28 protein-coding genes are annotated in these 14,855 nt (G+C 62.7%); all 28 read right to left on the bottom strand.

The genetic code is table 11. The annotated features are described in order from the left end of the window. Positions 1 to 70: 70 nt before the first annotated feature. Positions 71 to 454, bottom strand: coding sequence for a 50S ribosomal protein L17 (gene rplQ, locus AC5P8J_RS06995; protein ID WP_005408217.1), 384 nt, complete (start codon positions 452 to 454; stop codon positions 71 to 73). A gap of 190 nt (positions 455 to 644) precedes the next feature. Further along, positions 645 to 1,643, bottom strand: a complete 999-nt coding sequence (locus AC5P8J_RS06990; RefSeq protein WP_005408216.1) for a DNA-directed RNA polymerase subunit alpha — start codon at positions 1,641 to 1,643, stop codon at positions 645 to 647. A gap of 55 nt (positions 1,644 to 1,698) precedes the next feature. Then, on the bottom strand, positions 1,699 to 2,328 hold the full coding sequence (rpsD, locus tag AC5P8J_RS06985; protein ID WP_004145446.1) for a 30S ribosomal protein S4: 630 nt from the start codon (positions 2,326 to 2,328) through the stop codon (positions 1,699 to 1,701). Positions 2,329 to 2,343: 15 nt separating this feature from the next. Beyond that, complete coding sequence (rpsK, locus tag AC5P8J_RS06980; RefSeq protein WP_004145443.1) at positions 2,344 to 2,733, bottom strand: 30S ribosomal protein S11; 390 nt, start codon at positions 2,731 to 2,733, stop codon at positions 2,344 to 2,346. Between the two features lie 11 nt (positions 2,734 to 2,744). Next, the gene (rpsM, locus tag AC5P8J_RS06975; RefSeq protein WP_004154500.1) at positions 2,745 to 3,101 is read right to left on the bottom strand and encodes a 30S ribosomal protein S13; all 357 of its coding nucleotides are present in this window, start codon (positions 3,099 to 3,101) and stop codon (positions 2,745 to 2,747) included. 347 nt (positions 3,102 to 3,448) lie between these two features. Beyond that, positions 3,449 to 4,816, bottom strand: a complete 1,368-nt coding sequence (gene secY / locus AC5P8J_RS06970; RefSeq protein ID WP_227854455.1) for a preprotein translocase subunit SecY — start codon at positions 4,814 to 4,816, stop codon at positions 3,449 to 3,451. 7 nt (positions 4,817 to 4,823) lie between these two features. Beyond that, complete coding sequence (rplO, locus tag AC5P8J_RS06965) at positions 4,824 to 5,267, bottom strand: 50S ribosomal protein L15 (protein WP_004154498.1); 444 nt, start codon at positions 5,265 to 5,267, stop codon at positions 4,824 to 4,826. Between the two features lie 6 nt (positions 5,268 to 5,273). Beyond that, on the bottom strand, positions 5,274 to 5,465 hold the full coding sequence (gene rpmD, locus AC5P8J_RS06960; protein ID WP_005408214.1) for a 50S ribosomal protein L30: 192 nt from the start codon (positions 5,463 to 5,465) through the stop codon (positions 5,274 to 5,276). Next, complete coding sequence (gene rpsE / locus AC5P8J_RS06955) at positions 5,458 to 6,000, bottom strand: 30S ribosomal protein S5 (protein ID WP_004154496.1); 543 nt, start codon at positions 5,998 to 6,000, stop codon at positions 5,458 to 5,460. Before rpsE ends, rpmD begins: the two co-directional genes overlap by 8 nt. 161 nt (positions 6,001 to 6,161) lie before the next feature. Further along, positions 6,162 to 6,521: a 50S ribosomal protein L18 gene (gene rplR, locus AC5P8J_RS06950; RefSeq protein ID WP_026346969.1), complete on the bottom strand. Its 360-nt coding sequence runs from the start codon at positions 6,519 to 6,521 to the stop codon at positions 6,162 to 6,164. A gap of 80 nt (positions 6,522 to 6,601) precedes the next feature. Continuing rightward, positions 6,602 to 7,126, bottom strand: a complete 525-nt coding sequence (gene rplF / locus AC5P8J_RS06945) for a 50S ribosomal protein L6 (RefSeq protein ID WP_021204580.1) — start codon at positions 7,124 to 7,126, stop codon at positions 6,602 to 6,604. Between the two features lie 18 nt (positions 7,127 to 7,144). Beyond that, a complete protein-coding gene (rpsH, locus tag AC5P8J_RS06940; RefSeq protein WP_021204581.1) occupies positions 7,145 to 7,543 on the bottom strand; it encodes a 30S ribosomal protein S8 in 399 nt (132 codons plus the stop codon). Between the two features lie 258 nt (positions 7,544 to 7,801). Further along, positions 7,802 to 8,107, bottom strand: coding sequence for a 30S ribosomal protein S14 (gene rpsN / locus AC5P8J_RS06935; protein WP_019659577.1), 306 nt, complete (start codon positions 8,105 to 8,107; stop codon positions 7,802 to 7,804). A gap of 18 nt (positions 8,108 to 8,125) precedes the next feature. After that, a complete protein-coding gene (rplE, locus tag AC5P8J_RS06930) occupies positions 8,126 to 8,668 on the bottom strand; it encodes a 50S ribosomal protein L5 (protein ID WP_005415416.1) in 543 nt (180 codons plus the stop codon). An 11-nt stretch (positions 8,669 to 8,679) separates the two neighbouring features. Next, positions 8,680 to 8,997 (bottom strand): 50S ribosomal protein L24, encoded by a 318-nt coding sequence (rplX, locus tag AC5P8J_RS06925; RefSeq protein WP_494540312.1) that lies wholly within the window; start codon positions 8,995 to 8,997, stop codon positions 8,680 to 8,682. 16 nt (positions 8,998 to 9,013) lie between these two features. Then, positions 9,014 to 9,382: a 50S ribosomal protein L14 gene (gene rplN / locus AC5P8J_RS06920; protein ID WP_010483978.1), complete on the bottom strand. Its 369-nt coding sequence runs from the start codon at positions 9,380 to 9,382 to the stop codon at positions 9,014 to 9,016. A gap of 12 nt (positions 9,383 to 9,394) precedes the next feature. Next, positions 9,395 to 9,664 (bottom strand): 30S ribosomal protein S17, encoded by a 270-nt coding sequence (rpsQ, locus tag AC5P8J_RS06915; RefSeq protein ID WP_004154489.1) that lies wholly within the window; start codon positions 9,662 to 9,664, stop codon positions 9,395 to 9,397. An 11-nt stretch (positions 9,665 to 9,675) separates the two neighbouring features. Then, the gene (gene rpmC, locus AC5P8J_RS06910; RefSeq protein WP_004154487.1) at positions 9,676 to 9,861 is read right to left on the bottom strand and encodes a 50S ribosomal protein L29; all 186 of its coding nucleotides are present in this window, start codon (positions 9,859 to 9,861) and stop codon (positions 9,676 to 9,678) included. Then, positions 9,861 to 10,274, bottom strand: coding sequence for a 50S ribosomal protein L16 (rplP, locus tag AC5P8J_RS06905; RefSeq protein ID WP_004154486.1), 414 nt, complete (start codon positions 10,272 to 10,274; stop codon positions 9,861 to 9,863). The genes rpmC and rplP overlap by 1 nt, the downstream gene beginning before the upstream one ends. Before the next feature lie 5 nt (positions 10,275 to 10,279). After that, positions 10,280 to 11,014 carry a 30S ribosomal protein S3 gene (gene rpsC / locus AC5P8J_RS06900; protein WP_005415414.1) on the bottom strand — a complete coding sequence of 245 codons (735 nt, stop codon included), beginning with the start codon at positions 11,012 to 11,014 and terminating at the stop codon, positions 10,280 to 10,282. Positions 11,015 to 11,032: 18 nt separating this feature from the next. Next, on the bottom strand, positions 11,033 to 11,368 hold the full coding sequence (gene rplV, locus AC5P8J_RS06895; protein WP_004145348.1) for a 50S ribosomal protein L22: 336 nt from the start codon (positions 11,366 to 11,368) through the stop codon (positions 11,033 to 11,035). Positions 11,369 to 11,380: 12 nt separating this feature from the next. Further along, entirely contained in the window at positions 11,381 to 11,650 is a 270-nt protein-coding gene (rpsS, locus tag AC5P8J_RS06890) for a 30S ribosomal protein S19 (protein WP_005415413.1), read from the bottom strand. Positions 11,651 to 11,656: 6 nt separating this feature from the next. Beyond that, the gene (rplB, locus tag AC5P8J_RS06885) at positions 11,657 to 12,484 is read right to left on the bottom strand and encodes a 50S ribosomal protein L2 (RefSeq protein ID WP_004145339.1); all 828 of its coding nucleotides are present in this window, start codon (positions 12,482 to 12,484) and stop codon (positions 11,657 to 11,659) included. Between the two features lie 10 nt (positions 12,485 to 12,494). Then, positions 12,495 to 12,794 carry a 50S ribosomal protein L23 gene (gene rplW / locus AC5P8J_RS06880; protein WP_004145338.1) on the bottom strand — a complete coding sequence of 100 codons (300 nt, stop codon included), beginning with the start codon at positions 12,792 to 12,794 and terminating at the stop codon, positions 12,495 to 12,497. Then, positions 12,791 to 13,396: a 50S ribosomal protein L4 gene (gene rplD, locus AC5P8J_RS06875; protein WP_019659578.1), complete on the bottom strand. Its 606-nt coding sequence runs from the start codon at positions 13,394 to 13,396 to the stop codon at positions 12,791 to 12,793. Before rplD ends, rplW begins: the two co-directional genes overlap by 4 nt. 12 nt (positions 13,397 to 13,408) lie before the next feature. Continuing rightward, positions 13,409 to 14,059, bottom strand: a complete 651-nt coding sequence (rplC, locus tag AC5P8J_RS06870; RefSeq protein WP_004145336.1) for a 50S ribosomal protein L3 — start codon at positions 14,057 to 14,059, stop codon at positions 13,409 to 13,411. A gap of 11 nt (positions 14,060 to 14,070) precedes the next feature. Next, on the bottom strand, positions 14,071 to 14,382 hold the full coding sequence (gene rpsJ, locus AC5P8J_RS06865; protein WP_005408208.1) for a 30S ribosomal protein S10: 312 nt from the start codon (positions 14,380 to 14,382) through the stop codon (positions 14,071 to 14,073). A 332-nt stretch (positions 14,383 to 14,714) separates the two neighbouring features. After that, a partial coding sequence (locus AC5P8J_RS06860; RefSeq protein WP_487247787.1) for an EF-Tu C-terminal domain-related protein occupies positions 14,715 to 14,855 on the bottom strand: 141 nt, incomplete at its 5' end.

The following is a 14,855-nucleotide window of genomic DNA, read 5'->3' as shown; positions in this document are numbered from 1 at the left end:
CCCGGCGCTACCAGAACGCAAAAGCCCGGCAGAGGCCGGGCTTTCGCTGTGTCGCGTTGGAGCGGTCCGATTACTCGGCCACTTCCTCGGCCACGACCGGACGGTCGACCAGCTCGACGTAGGCCATCGGCGCGTTGTCGCCGGCGCGGAAACCGCACTTCAGCAGGCGCAGGTAGCCGCCCGGACGGTTCGCGTAGCGCGGGCCCAGGATGGTGAACAGGTTGCCCACCGCTTCGTTGTCGCGCAGGCGGGCGAAGGCCAGACGGCGGTTGGCGACGGAGTCGACCTTGGCCAGGGTGATCAGCGGCTCGGCAACGCGGCGCAGTTCCTTGGCCTTCGGCAGGGTGGTCTTGATCAGCTCGTGCTTGAACAGCGAGGCGGCCATATTCTTGAACATCGCTTCGCGGTGGGCGCTGGTGCGGCTGAACTTACGGCCAGACTTCTGGTGACGCATGGTGATATTCCTTGGTTAATGATGAGGCTGTGCGGATCGTTGTCGCCATCCTGGCGTTGCTGCGCGGACTGCGGTTGGTCCTGGCCCTCCGTCCTGGACGGCCTGCCCGCGAACCTGCGGTTCGTCGTGGCGTGGTGTGTTGCGTTGAAGGCTCCACCGCGAACGGTGGAGCCTTCAGGCATTACCGATATCAGCCCAGCATGCCGTGGCTGGCGACGCCGGCCGGCGGCCAGTTCTCCAGCTTCATGCCGAGCGACAGGCCGCGCTGAGCCAGCACTTCCTTGATCTCGGTGAGCGACTTCTTGCCCAGGTTCGGGGTCTTCAGCAGCTCCACTTCGGTCTTCTGGATCAGATCGCCGATGTAGTAGATGCTTTCAGCCTTCAGGCAGTTGGCCGAACGCACGGTCAGCTCCAGATCGTCGATCGGGCGCAGCAGCACCGGATCCACGCCGTTGTTGGCCGGCTTGGCCGCACCGCGGTCGCGGTGGGTGAAGTCACCGAACACCGACAGCTGGTCGCTGAGGATGTCGGCGGCGGTGCGCACGGCTTCCTCGGCATCGATGGTGCCGTTGGTCTCGATATCGATGACCAGCTTGTCCAGGTCGGTACGCTGTTCGACGCGGGCCGCTTCCACGGCATAGGCGACGCGGCGGACCGGCGAGAACGAGGCATCCAGGACCAGGCGGCCGATGGCACGGGTTTCTTCGTCCGGACGACGACGCGCGGCAGCCGGCTGGTAGCCGAAACCACGTTCGATCTTCAGACGCATGTTGATCGCCGTGTCCTTGGTCAGGTGGCAGATCACATGGTCGCCGTTCAGGATCTCCACATTGTGGTCGACCTTGATGTCGGCAGCGGTGACAACGCCCGGGCCCTGCTTGGACAGGGACAGGGTGGCGCTGTCGCCGGAGTGCATACGGATGGCCACGTCCTTCAGGTTCAGCAGGACTTCGAGCACGTCCTCCTGCAGACCTTCGACCGTGGTGTACTCATGCAACACGCCGTCGATTTCGACTTCCGTGATGGCGAAGCCCGGGATGGACGACAGCAGCACGCGACGCAGGGCGTTGCCCAGCGTATGCCCGTAACCCCGCTCCAAAGGTTCGATAACGACCTTTGCACGGGTGTCGGTAAGGCGTTCGATCTGCGGACCGCGAGGACGCAGAACCTGGTTGGCGGTAACCGTCATGTTGCGGGTTCTCCTAGTGAACCCCCGGCCGTCGCCGGGGGCTCTCCAATGTGAATTACTTCGAATACAGCTCGACGATCAGCGCTTCGTTGATGTCCGCAGGCAGATCCGAACGATCCGGAACGGCCTTGAAGATGCCGGTGAACTTGCCGGAATCCACTTCAACCCACGACGGGCTCAGGTCATGCTGGGCGGCGACGGTCAGGGCTTCCTGGACGCGCAGCTGCTTGGCAGCCTTTTCAGACAGGGCGATGGCGTCGCCAGCCTTGACCTGGTACGAAGCCAGGTTGACCGACTTGCCATTCACGGTGACGCCGCGGTGCGACACCAGCTGACGAGCAGCCGGACGGGTCACGGCGAAGCCCATGCGGTAGACGACGTTGTCCAGGCGGGTTTCCAGCAGCTGCAGCAGGTTCTCGCCGGTGTTGCCCTTCTTGGTCGAGGCCTTCTTGTAGTAGTTGCGGAACTGACGCTCCAGCAGGCCGTAGATACGCTTGACCTTCTGCTTTTCACGCAGCTGGGTGGCGTAGTCGGACAGCTTGCCCTTGCGGGCAGTGGCGCCGTGCTGGCCGGGCTTCTGCTCCAGCTTGCACTTGGAGTCCAGCGCACGCGCCGGGCTCTTCAGGGACAGGTCGGCGCCTTCGCGACGGGCGAGCTTACAGGTAGGACCGATATAACGAGCCATTTCTTATCGCTCCCTTTAGACGCGACGCTTCTTCGGCGGACGGCACCCGTTGTGCGGGATAGGCGTCACGTCGATGATGTTGGTGATCTTGTAGCCGACGTTGTTCAGCGAACGCACGGCCGACTCACGGCCCGGACCCGGGCCCTTGATGCGGACTTCCAGCGACTTCACGCCATAGTCCAGCGCAGCACGACCGGCCTTTTCAGCAGCCACCTGGGCAGCGAACGGGGTCGACTTGCGCGAACCGCGGAAGCCAGCGCCACCGGAGGTCGCCCACGACAGAGCATTGCCCTGACGGTCGGTGATGGTGACGATGGTGTTGTTGAACGAAGCGTGGACGTGGGCAACGCCGTCGGTGACGACGCGCTTGATCTTCTTCTTGGTCTTAGCAGCGGGCTTAGCCATTTCTCAGTCCCTTACTTCTTGATCGCCTTGCGCGGACCCTTGCGGGTGCGGGCGTTGGTACGGGTGCGCTGGCCACGCAGCGGGAGGCCACGACGGTGACGCAGGCCGCGGTAGCAGCCCAGGTCCATCAGGCGCTTGATCGCGATGCCGATCTCACGGCGCAGATCGCCTTCCACGATGTACTTGCCGACTTCGGCGCGCAGGCGCTCGATTTCCGGCTCCGACAGATCGCGGATCTTGGTGGTCGAAGCAACGCCTGCGACTTCGCAGACCTTCTTCGAACGGGTACGGCCGATGCCGTAAATGCTTTGCAACCCGACCCAGACGTGCTTCTGGGCTGGCAGGTTGACGCCTGCAATACGCGCCATGACGCGGTTCTCCAGCTGAGTGATGGCCGACAGCGCGCCTCGGGCACGCCAATCCGGCAGGATGGATCAAAAAAGTGAACTAGCGATACTAACAAGGTTCCGGTTTACATGGAAGCCCGTGAAACCACTGGTTTCATGAACCCGGCCTGGGGAGTGTGCCCAGGCTCCGGCGCCGGATGGGGTTGGACCCGGGGTATCCCCCGGGGCCGCCCGCGCTACTCCAGCGCGGGACCACCTCATCACACCCCCACCCGGAACCGCTGCGGGGGCCGCCCTTCGTTTGTGTGGCCGGAGTCCGCGAAGCGGAGGGACCATCACGTCAGGAAGACGAAAGTATAACAGGCCAATCAGCCGCGGGCAAAACCGCCGCGGTTGCCGCCCTTCAGGTTGGCCTTTTTCAGCAGGCTCTCGTACTGGTGGGACATCAGGTGCGCCTGCACCTGGGCAATGAAGTCCATCACCACCACCACCACGATCAGCAGCGAAGTACCGCCGAAGTAGAACGAGGCGTTCAGCTGCGTGCGCATCAGTTCCGGCAGCAGGCAGACGATCACCAGATAGGCCGAGCCGGCTGCGGTCAGGCGGGTCAGTACACCGTCGATGTAATCGGCGGTGGCCTTGCCCGGACGGATGCCCGGAATCAGCGCGCCCGACTTCTTCAGGTTGTCAGCGGTTTCCTGGGAGTTGAACACCAGCGCGGTATAGAAGAACGCGAAACCGGTGATCAGCGCAGCGAACACGATCATGTGCAGCGGCTCGCCCGGGCCCAGGGAATTGGCGACCTTCTGCAGGACCTGGCCGAAGCTGCTCTGGTTGGCCGCCTGGCCGGACCACATGGCCAGGGTGGCCGGGAAGGCCAGCAGGCTCGAGGCGAAGATTGCCGGAATGACGCCGGCCATGTTGAGCTTCAGCGGCAGGAACGAGGTCTGGTTCATGTACGCGTTGCGACCGCCCTGGCGGCGTGCGTAGTTGACCGTGATCCGGCGCTGGCCACGCTCGACGAACACCACGAAGAAGGTGAACGCGAGCACGACAATGGCGATCAGCAGCAGCTGGATGAACTGGATGTTGCCGTCGCGGTAGGCGTCGAAGGTGTGGATGATCGCACCCGGCAGGCCAGCGACGATACCGGCGAAGATGATCAGCGACACGCCGTTGCCGATGCCGCGCTCGGTGACCTGCTCACCGACCCACATCAGGAACATGGTGCCGGCGGTCAGCGCGACCACGGCGGTGAGCACGAAGCCCATGCCCGGCGCATACACGACCGGAGCGCCCGACGGCGAGACCTGGCCCTGCAGGGCCAGTGCGATCGAACCGCCCTGCACCACTGCCAGCAGCACGGCGCCGATGCGCGAATACTGGGTGATCTTGCGGCGGCCGGACTCACCTTCCTTCTGCATCGCCTTCAGGGCGGGGAAGATGTGCACGGCCAGCTGCATCACGATCGATGCCGAGATGTACGGCATCACGTTCAGCGCGAAGATGCTGAAACGGTGCAGGGCGCCGCCCGAGAACATGTTGAACATGTCCACGATGCCGCCGCCCTGCTGTTGCATCATGGCAAGCATGGCATCGGGATTGACGCCCGGCACCGGCACGTAGCAGCCGATGCGATAGACGATCAAAGCCCCGACGACGAACAGCAAACGTTGGCGAAGTTCAGTGAACTTGCCCATTCCGCCCGCGAGGTTACCGATGCCAGCTTGCGCCATGATTTTCTTACTCCGTTACGCTGCCGCCGGCAGCTTCGATCGCGGCCTTGGCACCCGCCGTGGCAGCAATACCCTTCAGGGTGAACGCCTTGGTCACTTCGCCCTTGACGACGACCTTGGCCTTCTTGGCAGTGCTCGGAACCAGCTTGGCAGCACGCAGGGCGGCGAAGTCGATCTCACCGGCCGGCAGCTTGTCCAGTGCGTACAGCAGCACTTCAGCGGTGTCCTTGGCGATCGGCGAACGGAAGCCGATCTTCGGCAGACGACGCTGCATGGGGGTCTGGCCGCCTTCGAAGCCAGCCTTGATCTTGCCGCCACCCTTGCGGGCGAACGAACCCTTGTGGCCGCGGCCGGCAGTCTTGCCCAGGCCCGAGCCGATACCGCGACCGACGCGGGTACGCTCGGTGCGGGCGCCCGGTGCCGGGCTCAGTTCATTGAGACGCAGAGTCATGGTCGATTACTCCTCAACCTGGACGAGGTACTGAACCTTGTTGATCAGGCCGCGCACCTGCGGGCTGTCCTTCAGTTCACGCACATCGTTGAGCTTGTTCAGGCCCAGCGCACGCACCGACAGGCGGTGACGCGACTGGGTGCCACGCAGGCCACGCACCAGGCGGACCTTGACAGTCTTGTTGGACTCATTAGCCATGGTTGAGTTCCTCCACCTTCTTGCCGCGCTTGGCCGCGATGCGAGCCGGCGACTGTGCAGCAGCCAGGCCCTTCACGGTGGCACGCACCAGGTTGATCGGGTTGCGCGAACCGGTGGCCTTGGCCAGCACGTTCTTCACGCCAACGGCTTCCAGCACGGCGCGCATGGCACCGCCGGCGATCACGCCGGTACCTTCCGAAGCCGGCTGCATGAACACGCGGGCTGCGCCGTGACCATCCTTGATGGTGTGCCACAGGGTGCCGTTGTTCAGGTCAACGCTGACCAGGTTCTTGCGGGCCTGCTCCATCGACTTCTGGATGGCAACCGGCACTTCGCGGGCCTTGCCATAGCCGAAACCGACCTTGCCTTCGCCGTCGCCGACGACGGTCAGGGCGGTGAAGGTGAACTGGCGGCCACCCTTGACGGTCTTGCTGACGCGGTTGACCGCGACCAGCTTTTCGATCATGCCGTCGTCGATCTTCTCTTCGCGGTTACGGTCGCGATCGCGACCCCGCTGCTGACGCTCTTCTGCCATGTTGATTCCTTGGTTGTTTGGGTATGTACGGCTCGAAGCCGCTTATGGTTGTGGCGTGACGCGTTGTTCCGGTGGGCCGCTGCAGAAGAGCGGCGCCGTCCAGCCTCACTCAGGCTGGCGAGCAGGTGGGCAGGAGGCCAATGGCCCCCTGCCCTTGTCCCTTAGAACTGCAGGCCGGCTTCGCGGGCGGCTTCTGCCAGGGCCTTGATGCGGCCGTGGTAGCGGTAGCCCGAACGATCGAAGGCAACCTTCTCGATGCCGGCGGCCTTGGCGCGCTCGGCAACGATGCGGCCAACCTTGGCAGCAGCATCGGCGTTCTTGCCGTTCTTCAGGCCTTCGATGACGTCGGCCTGGGTGGTGTTGGCAGCAGCCAGCACCTTGGAGCCGTCGGCGGTGAAGACCTGGGCGTACAGGTGCTGGCCGGTGCGCAGCACCGACAGGCGGGCGACGCCGAGCTCACGGATGTGGGCACGGGTCGACTTGGCGCGACGCAGGCGGGCGATGTTCTTGTTCATTTTGATTATTCCTTGAAAGCTGAAGGAAGAGCTTTTCCCTGAGAAGTCCGCACAGGGATGTGCGGGCTCTTGCGAGGGACTCGCGCTTATGCCTTCTTGGCTTCCTTACGGATGATGACTTCGTCGGAGTACTTCACGCCCTTGCCCTTGTACGGTTCCGGCTTGCGGAACGCACGGATCTTGGCGGCGACTTCACCGACGACCTGCTTGTCAGCGCCCTGGACCAGGATCTCGGTCTGGGTCGGGGTCGACAGCGTGATGCCTTCCGGCGCCACGAACACGACCGGGTGCGAGAAGCCCAGCGACAGGTTCAGGTCCTTGCCCTGCATGGCAGCGCGGTAACCCACGCCCACCAGCTCCAGCTTGCGCTCGAAGCCTTCGGACACGCCCTTGACCATGTTGGACAGGATCGCACGCACGGTACCGGTCAGTGCGATCAGGTCGGCGCTTTCGGTGCTCAGGGTGGCAACGCCGTTGTCGACGTTGATGGCAATACCGGCCGGCTTGGCCAGCGACAGGGTGCCCTTCGGGCCCTTGGCGGTGACGCTGTCCGACTGGACGTTCAGTTCAACCTTACCCAGGGTAATCGGCTTCTTGGCTACGCGGGACATAGTTCTACTCCTTTCGCCTTAGGCCACGAAGCACAGGACTTCGCCGCCGACGCCCAGCTGGCGCGCCTGCGCATCAGTCATGATGCCCTTGGAGGTGGAAATGATGGAGATACCCAGGCCGTTCATGACCTTCGGCAGCTCGCTCTTGCCGCGGTACTGGCGCAGGCCCGAACGCGAGAAGCGCTTCAGGGTCGCGATGACCGGCTTGCCTTCGAAATACTTCAGCACGATTTCCAGCTCGGACTTGTTGTTTTCCAGCTGGGTCACGCGCAGGTCGGCGATGTAACCCTCGTCCTTCAGGACCTGGGCGATCGCAACCTTGATCTTGGACGACGGGGCTTTCACCGTCTGCTTGCCCACCGCGGCCGCATTCTTGATGCGGACCAGCAGGTCGGCGATGGGATCAGTCATGCTCATATGAGTACCTTTGAGTGCACCGATATCCGCTTTCGCGAAAATCTGTTGTCTCCTGGAAACGGGCCAGGTCCCTTGATGCAGCGGGCCGGAAGCCCACTCCTACGACCCCGTTTGCGCAGGGCAAGACGCGGGAGTATACGCCAAAAGAGCCCGGCTTGCGCCGGGCTCCTCGGTTTTTTTGCGTCGGGAAAGCTGAATGCCTCCCCTGCCCGGTTCAGGAACCCCCGAAGGGGCTCCTGATCGCAGGGCCGGCTGGGGTTACCAGCTGGCCTTGCGCAGACCCGGTACGTCGCCACGCATGGTGGCTTCACGCAGCTTGTTACGGCCCAGGCCGAACTTGCTGTAGACGCCACGCGGACGACCCGACAGCTCGCAACGATTACGCTGGCGGCTCGGCGACGAATCGCGCGGCAGCTTGGCCAGCTTGGTTGCGGCCTCGATCTTCTCTTCGTAGGTCGCGTCCACGGAGGACACGATCTTCTTCAGAGCCGCACGCTTTTCAGCGTACTTCTTGGCCAGCTTTTCCCGCTTGATGTCGCGGTTGACCATGGAGGTCTTTGCCATTTCGGTTTCCTCGACAGATCAGTTACGGAACGGGAACTTGAACGCTGCCAGCAGCGCCTTCGCTTCCGCGTCGGTCTTCGCAGTGGTGGTGATGGCGATATCCATACCGCGGATCGCATCGACGGCGTCGAAGTCGATTTCCGGGAAGATGATCTGTTCCTTCACACCCATGTTGAAGTTGCCGCGGCCGTCGAAGGAACGGCCGGAAACACCACGGAAGTCGCGCACGCGCGGCAGCGAGATGTTGATCAGGCGGTCCAGGAACTCGTACATCTTGTGGCGACGCAGCGTGGTCTTGCAGCCGATCGGCCAACCATCACGGATCTTGAACGACGCGACCGAGATACGCGACTTGGTGACAACCGGCTTCTGGCCGGAAATCTTGGTCATGTCCGCGACGGCGTTTTCCAGGATCTTCTTGTTGGTGGCAGCCTCGCCGACACCCATGTTCAGGGTGACCTTGACGAGCTTCGGTACTTCCATCGGATTGGTGTAGCCGAACTGCTTCATCAGCGCCGGCACCACTTCTTCCTTGTAGATCTTTTCGAGACGGGAAGTCATCTTCACATTCCTCAGGCGTCGAGCGCCTCACCGCTGGAGCGGAACACACGCAGTTTGCGTCCATCCTCCAGCACCTTGAAGCCAACGCGTTCGCCCTTGCCCGAAGCCGGGTTCAGCACGTTCACGTTGGAGATATGGATCGAAGCTTCGCGCTCGACCACGCCGCCGGCAACACCTGCCTGCGGGTTCGGCTTGGTGTGGCGCTTGACGATGTTCACGTTGGCGACGATCACACGGTCGCCGTCGACGCGGACGACTTCGCCCTGCTTGCCCTTGTCCTTGCCAGCGTTGACGACAACCTGGTCGCCCTTCTTGATACGGTTAGCCATGATTATCTCCTGTCGCTCACAGCACTTCGGGAGCGAGCGAGACGATCTTCATGAACTTCTCCGAACGAAGTTCACGGGTCACCGGCCCGAAGATACGGGTACCGATCGGCTCCTGCTTGTTGTTCAGCAGGACGGCCGCGTTGCCGTCGAAGCGGATCAGCGAACCGTCGGCGCGACGCACACCCTTGCGGGTACGCACCACGACGGCGTCATACACTTCACCCTTCTTGACCTTGCCGCGCGGAATCGCATCCTTCACGGTGACCTTGATGATGTCGCCGATGCCGGCGTAACGGCGCTTGGAACCACCCAGCACCTTGAAGCACATCACCTGCTTGGCACCCGAATTGTCCGCGACGTCAAGGTAGCTCTGCATCTGGATCATGATTCAGACTCCTTATTCAGCCGCACGCGTGATGACTTCCACCACGCGCCAGTTCTTGGTCTTGGACATCGGAGCAATCTCGGTCACGCGGACGACATCGCCTTCCTTGCAGGCGTTGTCGGCATCGTGGGCGTGCAGCTTGGTCGAGCGCTTGATGTACTTGCCGTACAGCGCGTGCTTGACCTGACGCTCAACCAGGACGGTAACCGTCTTGTCCATCTTGTTGCTGACGACACGGCCTTCGACCGTGCGCAGCGTCTTCTTTTCAGTATTGTCGCTCATAGCGGCCATCCTTACTTCGTGCTGCCGAGCAGGGTCTTGACGCGAGCAATCTCGCGACGGACCCGGCGAATGTCGTGGGTCTTCGGCAGCTGGCCGGTGACCTGCTGCATACGGACAGAGAACTGTTCCTTACGCAGGTCGATCAGGTGGGCCTTGAGTTCGTCAGCCGACTTTTCACGGAGAGTTTTGATATCCATCAGCGCACCGTACGGGTCACGAAAGTGGTGGTGACCGAGAGCTTGGCGGCGGCCAGGCGGAACGCCTCGCGAGCCACTTCCTCGGAAACACCCTCGATTTCATAGATCATGCGGCCGGGCTGGATCTGGGCCACCCAGTATTCCACGTTACCCTTACCCGAACCCATTCGGACTTCGATGGGCTTCTTGGTGATGGGCTTGTCGGGGAACACGCGGATCCACATCTTGCCGCCGCGCTTGACGTAGCGGCTGATCGAGCGGCGGGCCGCTTCGATCTGGCGCGCGGTCAGCTGACCGTGTGCGGTTGCCTTCAGGCCGTATTCGCCGAAGCTGACAGCGTTGGCGCTCCAGCTCAGGCCATCGTTACGGCCCTTGTGTACCTTGCGGTACTTGGTTCGCTTGGGTTGCAACATTGTCGTTACCTCGCTTCACGGGCCGGGCGCTGACGGTCACCACGGTCGCCGCGATCGTGACGATCGTTGCGCGACGGGGTGTCGTCCTGCTTTTCCTGGCCAACCTGGGAGAAATCGAAGACCTCGCCCTTGTAGATCCAGACCTTGATGCCGATGATGCCGTAGGTCGTCTTGGCTTCAGCGAAGCCATAGTCGATGTCGGCACGCAGGGTGTGCAGCGGCACGCGGCCTTCGCGGTACCACTCCGAACGGGCGATTTCTGCACCGTTGAGGCGGCCACCGACGTTGACCTTGATGCCCAGGGCACCCAGGCGCATCGCGTTGCCGACCGAGCGCTTCATTGCACGGCGGAACATGATGCGACGCTCCAGCTGCTGGGCGATCGACTCGGCAACGAGCTGCGCGTCCAGTTCCGGCTTGCGCACTTCGGTGACGTTGATGTGCGCCGGGACGCCCATCATCTCGCTCACTTCCTTGCGCAGCTTCTCGATGTCCTCACCGCGCTTGCCGATCACCACGCCCGGACGGGCGGTGTGGATCGTCACGCGAGCGGTCTTGGCCGGACGCTCGATCAGGATCTTGCTGATGCCGGCCTGGGCCAGCTTCTTGCGCAGCATGTCGCGCACTTTCAGGTCGGCTGCCAGGTAACCGGCGAACTCGGCCTTGTTGGCGTACCACTTGGAGTTCCAGTCCTTGGAAATGCCGAGGCGGATACCAATCGGATGAACTTTATGACCCATGGTCTTTTCCTTATCCGCTTACTTGGCGGCGCCCACAACCACAGTGATGTGGCTGGTGCGCTTGAGGATGCGGGTACCGCGGCCTTTCGCCCGCGCCATGAAACGCTTCAGGGTCGGACCTTCATCAACCATGATGGTCTGAACCTTCAGCTCGTCGACGTCGGCGCCCTGGTTGTTCTCGGCATTGGCAATAGCCGACTCCACCACCTTCTTGATCAGGTGGGCAGCCTTCTTGTCCGAGAACTTCAGCAGGTTGACCGCACGTTCGGCCGGCAGACCGCGCACCTGGTCAGCGACCAGACGAGCCTTCTGCGGGGAGATGCGCGCAGTGCGCAGGATGGCTTTCGCTTCCATTGTCATCTCTCCTTACTTGCCCGACTTCTTGTCACCACCGTGACCCTTGAAGGTCCGGGTGATGGCAAATTCGCCGAGCTTGTGGCCGACCATGTTCTCGTTGACGAGAACCGGGATGTGGTTCTTGCCGTTATGCACGGCAATGGTGATGCCTACCATGTCAGGCAGGATCATCGAACGGCGCGACCAGGTCTTGATCGGCTTCTTGCTGCCCGCAGCGGCCTCCACCTTCTTGACGAGGTGGTGATCGACGAACGGGCCCTTCTTGAGTGAACGTGCCATGGTCGATTAGCCCCTACGATCGCGGACGATGAACTGCTGAGTGCGCTTGTTATGGCGCGTCTTGTAACCCTTGGTCGGGACACCCCACGGGGTGACCGGATGCGGGTTACCCTGGCCGGCCTTGGCCTCACCACCACCGTGCGGGTGGTCAACCGGGTTCATGGCAGCACCACGAACGGTCGGGCGGACGCCGCGCCAACGCTTGGCACCGGCCTTGCCCAGCTTTTCCAGGCTGTGCTCGTCGTTGCCGACTTCGCCGATGGTGGCGCAGCACTCGACCGGCACCTTGCGCATTTCACCCGAGCGCAGGCGCAGGGTGGCGTAGATGCCTTCGCGGGCCACCAGCTGCACGGCCGCACCGGCGGCGCGGGCGATCTGAGCGCCCTTGCCGGGCTTCAGTTCGATGCAGTGGATGGTGGTACCGACCGGGATGTTGCGCAGCGGCAGGGTGTTGCCAGCCTTGATCGGGGCATCCGAACCAGCGATCACCTGATCACCGGCCTTCAGGCCCTTCGGGGCGATGATGTAGCGGCGCTCACCGTCGACGTAGCACAGCAGGGCGATGTGGGCGGTGCGGTTCGGATCGTATTCGATGCGTTCCACGCGCGCCGGAATGCCCAGCTTGTTGCGCTTGAAGTCGATGATGCGGTAGTGCTGCTTGGCACCACCACCGACGTGACGCACGGTGATGCGGCCATGGTGGTTACGACCACCCGAGCGGCTCTGCGACTCGACCAGGGCAGCGTGCGGAGCACCCTTGTGCAGGTCGGGAGTGACCACGCGCACGGCCGAACGGCGGCCGGGGGAAGTGGGCTTGAATTTCATCAATGGCATGGGATGTACCTCAGGCCTTGGCCGTTACATCGATCGACTGGCCATCGGCCAGGCGAACGTACGCCTTGCGCCAATCGCCGCGGCGGCCAGCACGGTTACGGAAGGACTTGTTCTTGCCCTTGACGTTGACCACGTTGACAGCTTCGACCTTGACGTCGAACAGCTGCTCAACCGCGGCCTTTACATCGGCCTTGGTGGCTTCGTTCGAAACTTCGAAGACATACTGGTTGGAGAGTTCCTGCAGGCGCGCGGTCTTTTCGGAGACACGCGGGGCACGCAGCACGCTGAAGATTTTTTCGTTGCTGTTCATGCCAGCCACTCCTCGACCTTCTTGACCGCGTCAGCGGTGATGACGACCGTGTCGGCACCCACCAGCGAGACCGGATCCAGGCCCTGGACGTCACGCACCTGCACGTACGGCAGATTGCGGGCGGACAGGTACAGGTGCTCGGACGCTTCTTCGGTGACGATCAGCGGGCGCTTGCCCACTTCCAGGCCGGCCAGCTTGGCGACCAGACCCTTCGTGTTGGTCACTTCGACGTCGAAGGACTCCACGATGGTCAGACGGCCCTGACGGTTCAGCTCGGACAGGATCGCGCACATGGCGGCACGATACTGCTTACGATTGACCTTCTGCTCGAAGCTGCGCGGCTTGGCCGCGAAGGTGACACCGCCGCCGACGAAGATCGGAGCCGTCAGTGCGCCATGACGCGCGCCGCCGCCCTTCTGCTTCTTCGACTTCTTGGTGGTACCAGCCACTTCGGAGCGAGTCTTCTGTGCCTTGGTGCCGGCGCGACCGGCGTTGCGGTAAGCAACGACGACCTGGTGGACCAGATCTTCGCTGAAATCGCGACCGAACACGGCTTCGGAGACCGAGACCTTGTTGTTGCTACCCGTGATAACGAGTTCCATCGTCATCTCTCCTTATGCCTTGCTCGCCGGACGGACGATCACATCGCCACCGGCCGCGCCCGGAACGGCGCCGCGAACGGCGATCAGACCGCGCTCGACGTCGACCTTGACCACTTCCAGGTTCTGGGTGCTCTGCTGCACCGCGCCCATGTGGCCCGACATCTTCTTGCCCGGGAAAACGCGACCCGGGGTCTGGCGCTGACCCAGCGAACCCGGCGCGCGATGCGACAGCGAGTTACCGTGGGTTGCATCGCCCATACGGAAGTTGTGGCGCTTGATGGTGCCCTGGAAGCCCTTACCCTTGGTGACACCCTGGACGTCGACGATCTGGCCGACTTCGAAGATGTCCGCCTTGACTTCGCCGCCAACGGCGAAATCGCCGAGCTGCGCGTCTTCAACGCGGAATTCCCACAGGCCACGACCCGCTTCCACCTTCGCCTTGGCGAAGTGGCCGGCTTCCGGCTTGTTGACCAGGGCAGCGCGACGCGCGCCGACGGTCACCTGCACGGCGCTGTAGCCGTCGGTTTCGACGGTCTTGATCTGCGCGATGCGGTTCGGGGTTGCTTCGATCAGGGTCACCGGGATGGAGCGGCCATCTTCAGTGAACACGCGGCTCATGCCGGCCTTGCGGCCCACGAAGCCCAACGAATACTTCTTCGTCATGGTCGTAGTCCTCAGGTCAGCTTGATCTGAACGTCGACGCCGGCAGCCAGTTCGAGCTTCATCAGCGCGTCCACGGTCTTGTCATTCGGGTCAACGATATCGAGCACGCGCTTGTGCGTGCGGGTCTCGTACTGGTCACGCGCGTCCTTGTCGACGTGCGGGGAGACGAGAACGGTGTAGCGCTCGATCTTGGTCGGCAGCGGGATCGGGCCACGCACTTGCGCGCCGGTCCGCTTTGCCGTTTCAACGATCTCGCTGGCCGAACGGTCGATCAGACGATGATCGAACGCTTTCAGCCGGATCCGGATCTTTTGGTCCGCCATGGCGGTAGGTTCCTTCGTTAAAAGAGCGACAGACAAAGCCTCTGGGTTGCTTTGCCCCATGAAATTCCTGAATACGGACGGCCCACACTCCTGCAGGCCGACAAGGTCACTCCATAGACCTCAAAAACGTAGGCAGACCAGTTTCCCGGCCTGCCCAGACGTAGAAGCATAATGGCACACAAGGCAGCTGTCAACAGTCGCCTGTTGACGCCGCCTGAATGGCATTGACCCTTCCTGGTCCGGGGAACACAAGGCACATCCTGTGCCTGCTTTCCCATTTGATACGCCCCGATGCCCTACCCAGGCAACATCGGGGCGCAGATACTACCAGATTACTCGATGATCTTCGAGACCACGCCGGCGCCGACGGTGCGGCCGCCTTCGCGGATGGCGAAGCGCAGGCCTTCGTCCATCGCCACCGGGTTGATCAGGGTGACGACCATCTTGACGTTGTCACCCGGCATCACCATTTC

This window comes from Stenotrophomonas sp. YJH_SMC_37 (assembly GCF_059370035.1).
Note: the sequence above shows the minus strand (reverse complement) of the source record. Positions and strands in the feature narration are given on the sequence as shown.

Excerpts from the sequence above, each read along its gene's own strand:
- rplQ (WP_005408217.1), bottom strand. The coding sequence starts at position 454 with ATGCGTCACCAGAAGTCTGGCCGTAAGTTCAGCCGCACCAGCGCCCAC.
- AC5P8J_RS06990 (WP_005408216.1), bottom strand. The coding sequence starts at position 1,643 with ATGACGGTTACCGCCAACCAGGTTCTGCGTCCTCGCGGTCCGCAGATC.
- rpsD (WP_004145446.1), bottom strand. The coding sequence starts at position 2,328 with ATGGCTCGTTATATCGGTCCTACCTGTAAGCTCGCCCGTCGCGAAGGC.
- rpsK (WP_004145443.1), bottom strand. The coding sequence starts at position 2,733 with ATGGCTAAGCCCGCTGCTAAGACCAAGAAGAAGATCAAGCGCGTCGTC.
- rpsM (WP_004154500.1), bottom strand. The coding sequence starts at position 3,101 with ATGGCGCGTATTGCAGGCGTCAACCTGCCAGCCCAGAAGCACGTCTGG.
- secY (WP_227854455.1), bottom strand. The coding sequence starts at position 4,816 with ATGGCGCAAGCTGGCATCGGTAACCTCGCGGGCGGAATGGGCAAGTTC.
- rplO (WP_004154498.1), bottom strand. The coding sequence starts at position 5,267 with ATGACTCTGCGTCTCAATGAACTGAGCCCGGCACCGGGCGCCCGCACC.
- rpmD (WP_005408214.1), bottom strand. The coding sequence starts at position 5,465 with ATGGCTAATGAGTCCAACAAGACTGTCAAGGTCCGCCTGGTGCGTGGC.
- rpsE (WP_004154496.1), bottom strand. The coding sequence starts at position 6,000 with ATGGCAGAAGAGCGTCAGCAGCGGGGTCGCGATCGCGACCGTAACCGC.
- rplF (WP_021204580.1), bottom strand. The coding sequence starts at position 7,126 with ATGTCCCGCGTAGCCAAGAAGCCGATTACCCTGGGTAAGGTTGAACTG.
- rpsH (WP_021204581.1), bottom strand. The coding sequence starts at position 7,543 with ATGAGCATGACTGATCCCATCGCCGACCTGCTGGTCCGCATCAAGAAT.
- rpsN (WP_019659577.1), bottom strand. The coding sequence starts at position 8,107 with ATGGCAAAGACCTCCATGGTCAACCGCGACATCAAGCGGGAAAAGCTG.
- rplE (WP_005415416.1), bottom strand. The coding sequence starts at position 8,668 with ATGACTTCCCGTCTCGAAAAGATCTACAAGGAAGAAGTGGTGCCGGCG.
- rplX (WP_494540312.1), bottom strand. The coding sequence starts at position 8,997 with ATGGCTAACCGTATCAAGAAGGGCGACCAGGTTGTCGTCAACGCTGGC.
- rplN (WP_010483978.1), bottom strand. The coding sequence starts at position 9,382 with ATGATCCAGATGCAGAGCTACCTTGACGTCGCGGACAATTCGGGTGCC.
- rpsQ (WP_004154489.1), bottom strand. The coding sequence starts at position 9,664 with ATGAGCGACAATACTGAAAAGAAGACGCTGCGCACGGTCGAAGGCCGT.
- rpmC (WP_004154487.1), bottom strand. The coding sequence starts at position 9,861 with ATGGATATCAAAACTCTCCGTGAAAAGTCGGCTGACGAACTCAAGGCC.
- rplP (WP_004154486.1), bottom strand. The coding sequence starts at position 10,274 with ATGTTGCAACCCAAGCGAACCAAGTACCGCAAGGTACACAAGGGCCGT.
- rpsC (WP_005415414.1), bottom strand. The coding sequence starts at position 11,014 with ATGGGTCATAAAGTTCATCCGATTGGTATCCGCCTCGGCATTTCCAAG.
- rplV (WP_004145348.1), bottom strand. The coding sequence starts at position 11,368 with ATGGAAGCGAAAGCCATCCTGCGCACTGCGCGCATCTCCCCGCAGAAG.
- rpsS (WP_005415413.1), bottom strand. The coding sequence starts at position 11,650 with ATGGCACGTTCACTCAAGAAGGGCCCGTTCGTCGATCACCACCTCGTC.
- rplB (WP_004145339.1), bottom strand. The coding sequence starts at position 12,484 with ATGCCATTGATGAAATTCAAGCCCACTTCCCCCGGCCGCCGTTCGGCC.
- rplW (WP_004145338.1), bottom strand. The coding sequence starts at position 12,794 with ATGAACAGCAACGAAAAAATCTTCAGCGTGCTGCGTGCCCCGCGTGTC.
- rplD (WP_019659578.1), bottom strand. The coding sequence starts at position 13,396 with ATGGAACTCGTTATCACGGGTAGCAACAACAAGGTCTCGGTCTCCGAA.
- rplC (WP_004145336.1), bottom strand. The coding sequence starts at position 14,059 with ATGACGAAGAAGTATTCGTTGGGCTTCGTGGGCCGCAAGGCCGGCATG.
- rpsJ (WP_005408208.1), bottom strand. The coding sequence starts at position 14,382 with ATGGCGGACCAAAAGATCCGGATCCGGCTGAAAGCGTTCGATCATCGT.